We start from the raw sequence: 6,727 nt of genomic DNA, 5'->3' as shown, positions 1-6,727 counted from the left end.
AGTTTCTCCGCGGTACTCCAGCGTCGACGCCGCTCAGGGCCGGAAAGAATTTCCATCTTAATGCTATTACCAGTCATAATGTGAACAGTAGTCCTATCACTTATTTAAGTGGCAGAAACTGTCCGGGCAATTAAGGGGCTATTCCATATAGTAAGACTTATGGGATAGTGGATGAGAAAGGGACTTATCCCTTTCGGGTTAGTTAGCTGTTGGCTCGTCATCCAGCGCGGACAGCATCATTAGTGTGCGCCTGGCGATGATGGATGCTGCATGTTTTCCAGCCACGACAGATTCAGCGTAGCCACTCGCAACCGTCGCGCCCGAAATGTCGTTAAAAACACTCCATTCGACGTGATCCTGCTCGCCCTCGTCGTATTCTACGTTGAGAGTCAATACAGGGTGATCAAGCCAATCGTATGCAGCGTATTCACGGAAATCTGTGGGCGCTTCGGCGTAGTAATTGGAATCGTAATTCCAATCACTGAATGTCAGAGGATGGCCGCTAGCGTAAAAGGCGTGAGGTGCAGACATATATCGTTTTCCTTATGTGATCCGACGCCCGGAAATGGCTCGGTAGATGAGGAAAATGAATGTCTGTGACCCTGTTCATTGAAGTTGCCTTTAAGTTGGATGCGCTTCTTAGCCAGTCGCGACTTGGATTGCAAGCGGTATTTTTAGGATTCCATTAATAATTTGAGTGGTTTGCGCGGCGGGGTTGATGGCGTGAAGGGCGACATACGCTTAACAACCTCGGCCCTGCCTTGGCGGGACGGGGTTGCGAACGGAGTGAGGCGTTGCCCTGAGAGCCGTCACCGAGCGAAAAAGTTTCATGTTCTATTTTTGTGACGACACGAAAACCCGTACCGGACGAGATGCGTAGCTCGGCCGGGATGTTGGTTGAAGTAGTTCAGAAAAATCGACGTGAAAAAGAGCGAGCGTTACCCCGCTGCATCCTGCAATGAATTTTGTGACGACAGGAAAAGAAAGACCCCGGTTTTCAGGCCGGGGTTTTTCCGTGAGGAAAATCAATGTCAAAAATCATGCCCTGAGACACATTGATAGTGTGTGCAGCGACGACTGTCGGCGCAAGCGTTTTTTTGGTCGGCGGTAAAATGGGTGGATTTGACACTGTTCGGAATCCGGGGCCAAATAAAAAGACCGCTGTCATAGCCCTGGCAGGCTCGGCGGTCTTTTGGAGAAGTGATTATGATTCTGCACTACGAATTATATAGCTGTAAAGCGCCATTTAGCGGCGGTTGATCGCCGCGCTGAGAACCCCGGTTTTCAGCACACAAAATAGTCTACCTGAAAAAGCAAAATTTGTTGACGACGCTCCAGCTGGCAAGAGTTTTCTAGCCCAAAGGCTGGCGGCTGCGCCTCTGCTTGGCCGTGGGTTTTTCAGAAAAGAATTTGAAGACGAGTTCAACGCTGGCGGCTCTGTCGGCGGAATTGTCGATAATGCATATGAAGAATGGGAAAAAAGGCGCGACGCTGAATGGGGTTGCGTTGACCCAGACGAACGCCGTCATTCCGATCTGGCGGAGCTGGATGAAGAAGAGGCAAAAAATCCAAGCCGGAAAGCTCTGCCACGTCATACGGCGGAGTTTGTCGCTCCGTCTGATAAAATCCTGGCTAGTACGGCGCGCACGCACAAGGATGTCGGTAGTTTCTTACCCCCGGAATGGCGCAAATTTCTAGAAAAATTAAGCGATGTTCGACGTGTCGAGCGCGAGAATTTGATTATCGAATTGGTCGGGTGGGACGGGCTGGAGGTGTTGGGCCTGAGACCTGAAAAGTTGCGGGAAATGGCTGCCAACGAGGCGGCTGCATATGCACTGGAATGGCCGTGTAAAGACAAGGACGGCAATCTTATCAATCAGCACCCAGACCAACGCCGCCGCCGCGATGAACGTTGGCACCTGCGCAAGATAGCGAAATTGCAGCGCAAAACGATACTACGGGTAGAAGGCGCTTTAAAAGCCGTAGGCGGGCGGAATGCATGGGCTAGACCGACTTATGTAAGCGACTATTTAGTGGGCTTGTATCGCGAGCATGTCGATTTAACGGAGGAAATTTTGCAGGGCCTGCGACTTGTGAAAGTCGATGATCCGACCGTGCAAATATCCATGATAGAGCTTAATGAAAAGGCCAAACGACAGGCGACGGCAAAGCGCTCACTGATGATCGACATGATGCTTGCACGTTGGAAGGCATTGGGCTGGCAAGTCTGCTGGATTACGGTCACGCTACCAGGCGAATTTGTATGTCACGCGACAAATGAAGAGATACGGACCAGTGAGCACGATCCGCGTAAATTCGGGCCGTGGGATGCATTGGACAAGATTCAAGACGATATGAAAATCGTCCTTCAAATCCTTCGCAATAAGAAAATTCGACCATCCGGAATGTGGTGCGGACAGCCTCAGCAATCGGGATCACCACACAGACATATACTATTGGCAGTGCCGACATTGGAGGAAGCGCGGAGCGTTTGCGACGAATTCCGTAAGAAATTTTCGACACGTCTTGAGGCTGACGGCAAGGGACAGGATCGCGGATGCGATGCCCGCGTTATTGGCGATACTGACAAGCGCTATAGCCCGAAACCGAGTAGCGATGGCTCGGCGGAGACTGCTACATCTGCAGCCCGATATGCAGCCAGATATTCGACCAGACAAGAGCAGAAGGTTGACAGGAGGCGGGTCGAAAAATTTGAACAATGGAAAAAAGAGATAGGCGATAAAAAGCTATTTGGCGAAGAAAGGAAGGAGTTTAAGCGCGAGGAAAAGGCAGTGAAAGAAATGCTGGATTCTGAGCGTTATCGCGCTTGGAAATGGATTCGCCGCACTCGGACGCATACGTGGATCGGCCTCGATTCCAGTCGTGCGCCCAATGAAATTTGGGATGTTTTGTGGAAATGCGCACATCGTGGTGACCGCGAGCCGGAAGATGCCAGAATGGCAATAGCTATGCGTCACATGATCAAGGTGCGCGAGTTGTCGAAGCTAGCGGAAGCTACAAGGGCGGACATTGCGAGATTGGACGAAGACGACGAGACGTTGGCTGGACTGAACATGGTTCTACGCGAGCATTCGGATGCGGCTGCAATGGAAGCGTGGCATGCAGCCATAGCAATTGGCATGTGGCCGGATTCGGACATGGACCCAATTGAGTTGCAGTGGCTACGTGAGGCGGTTGCCGAGTGGGAAATGATGGGTGTTGACGTGGATGAGGTCATGGAATCCGCTACGATTATCAATCGCCTGGCCGTAGATCCGCTACCACCTATGCCTTTGCGCAAATCGGCTGAAAATGCATATGGCGAAGAGATTAGTCAGACAATTGGCGCAGTTGGCGCGGTGGCGCGTTTTGTTTTCAAGCATGACATGCCACAAGAGGCGGAAATTCGGGAAGCTGTAGCATCCCTTGGGCTTTCGAATGCGCTGAAATTCGCGGTTGATAAACTTGTCGAAAAACGCAAAGGCCGTGAATTGACCGTTTGGCGGTTTAGAAAGGTGTTTTTCGGATTGGCTCAAACTGCTGGTTTCGGATTCAGCAAACGTCCGAGCGGGCGTTTTGTGATTTTTGATACGTCTGGCGAACAGATGATCAAAACCCCTGACGCGTGGAAGATCGTTGATGAAGAAACAGCGGCGAAGATGGTTGAGGAATATAATTCGGCTATCGAAACCGAAAGTGGTATGTCTCAAGGGATTGAAAATAATATTGTTTTCAAAGATACATCTCCAGATAATCGACACCTACCCAAGGCGGTGGGGGCTAACGCCCCACCTGTTGGGTGGTTTAGCGTTCAGGATAGACTTCCGTTCTAAAAAGAAGGTAATCCAGCCAAAAAGTTGACAGAAAAGAGCTTCGGGAAACTGGAAAATGGGAGAGCTTGCGGCTGCAAAACTGGCCGTTTTCAATATTTTTTGCGGCTTGCGGAAAAATGGAGCTTCATAAAGTACCCAAATTTGCGCGGTTTTGGGGTTGGATGGGTTCTAGGTCGCGGAGAATCTACCACCCCTTATAAAACTCGCGCTTGCGGCGGTCACATTCGGGACACTTAGATTCAGGACTGCCAGAATAATAAAATCCCATCGCGTCCGTAGCGTATTCAAAATCAGTGCTTCCACAAATCAAGCGTCGCGGTTCAACCGGGGTGTCGTGTTCTTTAGCTGTCGGACCCGTTTGCGTTGTGACGTACAGATGCCAGACAGGAGACATCAGCTTTCTTGCAGCGCTGACGCGTCGCGATAATTTATCAACCATTGCAATAGCTTCGGAAATTTTTGGATCGCGATTTGCATTATTCTTTCGCCAATAATCACCAAGAATTTCAGCCACTTCTTTAAGATGCTCGCGCGCCATTAGCGTCCGCTCTTTCTCAAAATCTGCCTGCTGCGCGATCTTTTTAGCTGATGCCCGCCGTCTAGCTGAGCGCTCCGCGTTTGTCATTGCGCGGTCGCCCTGTGCTGGTCGTCCACGCTTCTTCTTTTCTGGTTCCTGTTGATCGGTCATTTACCCGCCCCTGATTTTCGTGTCGTCACGAAAATATGCCCGATGGCGGAAAGCGACGCAATTGAATTTCGTGTCGTCACGAAATTATAGCGAGGCGTCGGCACTCAAAACACCCGAAATCCAGATTTTGGCCGTTGGGCGCAAAAATGAAGGCGCTAGAAGTGCCATTTAAAGCACAAGTTTGATGCCTGCCTTACCTGAACTCACTGGAAAACGGGCGATTCAGAGGCCTTTTGCGGCGGCGTACGCATTCGGTTTTGGCTCGTCTGGTGCCTCGGTTTCCTCGTATTCGGTGCCTTTTGAGGCGCGAAACCAGATATCCTCTATCTTCTTTGCAGCTTCGCGAGCGGACGGCTCAATACCCGATGTTTCACCCAAACTGTCACGTCCGACAGGCAGATTCATAGCTTGAAAAGACCATGACCAGCCGCCTTCCGAACTGGCGATATGTTTATAAAATCGACCTACATTTCCAGGGAAATTGGGCGCGCTGGCGACGAAATCGTCTTCTCGGTCATCCCAAGTCTTGCGCCACTTTAAACGCAAAGTGATTTCTGCTGGTTCCGACATTTTCCACAGCCCGATTCTGAGTTAGTACGGATTATGAACATATCAAGAACAAAAAGCGATGTCACCTATAGGTGTCAAGCTCAATTTATTTTAAATTGGAACGCATTGAAGCGAGTTGGCTAAACTGGAGCCCTGCCGGACTTCCAGGTGATTGCGCCGAAGAAACGATCTGATTTGCGCGTTGCTGTCCGCTTGTATGCTGAATTTCTCGATTCCAGGGTGCAGCGGGTGACGGCGGAAAAGCTGGATTTAGCGGCCTGAATGAGGACCATCATCAGGTAAGTATAGGAGGCTCTGGAAGGAACCTTCAGCTAATCATCTCATCACGTTTTCGTGTCGTAATCCGAACAGTATCCATCATAATTCTGCTCAAAATTTCAACCAAACTACGAGGTAGATTAATCTTTTGGTGGGGTTACGGGTTTGAACATTCTGCGCGTAAAGAAATTGACACAGTATTCTCTGATAGCCATGTTTTGTGGTGTCGCGTCAGTGGGTGGATATGCTGGCTATTTGCAAATCGGCGGGAATTTTCACGAAGTCATTCCAAACGAACTTTATAGGTCAGCCCAACTCAATGAGTCTGATCTAGAAAGAAAAATCAAAGAATACAAAATAAAAACGGTTGTAAATCTTATCGGTCCGCGCAACGACAAATGGTATCGCGGTGAAATTTCTGCAATAAAAAATCAACAGATAAACCATATAGACTTTGAAATGTCATCGACCAAAATACTGCCGAACGAGAAAGCAATTAAGTTGGTTGATATCCTCAAAAACGCAGAGAAACCAATTCTGATTCATTGTCGAAGCGGCTCAGATAGAACTGGGCTAGCATCTGTTATCTATTTGAATAGGGTTTCAAATTTACCTGAGGATGTTGCCGAACGCCAGTTGAGTATTCAATACGGCCATTTCGGGATTCCGTTCCTTTCTCCAACCTATGCAATGGATGAGACGTGGGAGATTTTGGAAACTGCTTTTGGCATTGAGAATAGTTAATACAAATGCAGAAGCACAGGTAAAATATTCTGGTCTTGTAGGTATTCAATGAATTCAAAGTATGGATAAGCTACAAAAAACACAAGGCCATCCATGAAGGTGCGGTAGAGACGATCCGGTTTCACCGTCACCGCTACATCGTCATTATAGTTAGAGAGTTTCGGGAAGAAGCGGGGAACATCCCGGCAATAAGCGCGATACGGCGCGCCGAAATTCTGCTCCAAAAACTTCTCTTCCGTGCGAATGACGATAGAAAAGGCGATATAGCAAAGGATACCGAAGCCGATAGCCACGATGATGCTACCTGTTTGCGCGCCGATGCCTATTGCGCCGAGCGTGCTGAACACATAAAGAGGATTGCGCGTAACTGAATACGGTCCGCTCTGCACGATTTCCGCGCTCTTGCGCCCGCCGATATAGAGCGTGCACCACATGCGCCCTATGATGGCTGCAACGATGAAGCTGAGGCCAACGGACTCGATATATTCGTGTAGCCGCCCAACCCAGGAAGAGCGCACGAACAATAGCGCGACCACCAGAAGCGCAATCACAACGCCAATCGCCAGACGGCGGCGCTGCTGATACTTCCCCAAATCACCTATTGTCTTCATGGTGGCCACCTTTTTTCTCAAAG

At 49.5% G+C, this 6,727-nt stretch carries 6 protein-coding genes; 2 read left to right on the top strand and 4 right to left on the bottom strand.

Annotated features, from left to right (window positions below):
* Positions 1-198: 198 nt before the first annotated feature.
* Positions 199-531 (bottom strand): hypothetical protein, encoded by a 333-nt coding sequence (locus FJQ48_RS10675; protein ID WP_139975097.1) that lies wholly within the window; start codon positions 529-531, stop codon positions 199-201.
* A gap of 725 nt (positions 532-1,256) precedes the next feature.
* Here FJQ48_RS10675 and FJQ48_RS10670 point away from each other — a divergent pair.
* Entirely contained in the window at positions 1,257-3,833 is a 2,577-nt protein-coding gene (locus FJQ48_RS10670; RefSeq protein WP_139975096.1) for a replication endonuclease, read from the top strand.
* 184 nt (positions 3,834-4,017) lie between these two features.
* On the opposite strand, the gene FJQ48_RS10665 is transcribed toward FJQ48_RS10670, so the two are convergent.
* Together FJQ48_RS10665 and FJQ48_RS10660 are read right to left on the bottom strand one after the other, a co-directional pair.
* Positions 4,018-4,521 (bottom strand): hypothetical protein, encoded by a 504-nt coding sequence (locus FJQ48_RS10665; protein ID WP_139975095.1) that lies wholly within the window; start codon positions 4,519-4,521, stop codon positions 4,018-4,020.
* Between the two features lie 222 nt (positions 4,522-4,743).
* Positions 4,744-5,091, bottom strand: a complete 348-nt coding sequence (locus FJQ48_RS10660) for a hypothetical protein (RefSeq protein WP_139975094.1) — start codon at positions 5,089-5,091, stop codon at positions 4,744-4,746.
* Between the two features lie 423 nt (positions 5,092-5,514).
* Here FJQ48_RS10660 and FJQ48_RS10655 point away from each other — a divergent pair, with 423 nt between their 5' ends.
* Positions 5,515-6,093 carry a dual specificity protein phosphatase family protein gene (locus FJQ48_RS10655; RefSeq protein WP_226622368.1) on the top strand — a complete coding sequence of 193 codons (579 nt, stop codon included), beginning with the start codon at positions 5,515-5,517 and terminating at the stop codon, positions 6,091-6,093.
* Here FJQ48_RS10655 and FJQ48_RS10650 read toward each other — a convergent pair.
* Positions 6,090-6,704 (bottom strand): isoprenylcysteine carboxylmethyltransferase family protein, encoded by a 615-nt coding sequence (locus tag FJQ48_RS10650; RefSeq protein ID WP_139975093.1) that lies wholly within the window; start codon positions 6,702-6,704, stop codon positions 6,090-6,092. The genes FJQ48_RS10655 and FJQ48_RS10650 overlap by 4 nt on opposite strands.
* Positions 6,705-6,727: the final 23 nt, after the last annotated feature.

Source organism: Ochrobactrum sp. CGA5 (assembly GCF_006345815.1).
GTDB lineage: Bacteria > Pseudomonadota > Alphaproteobacteria > Rhizobiales > Rhizobiaceae > Brucella.
This window is presented reverse-complemented; position numbering and strand designations above follow the sequence as displayed.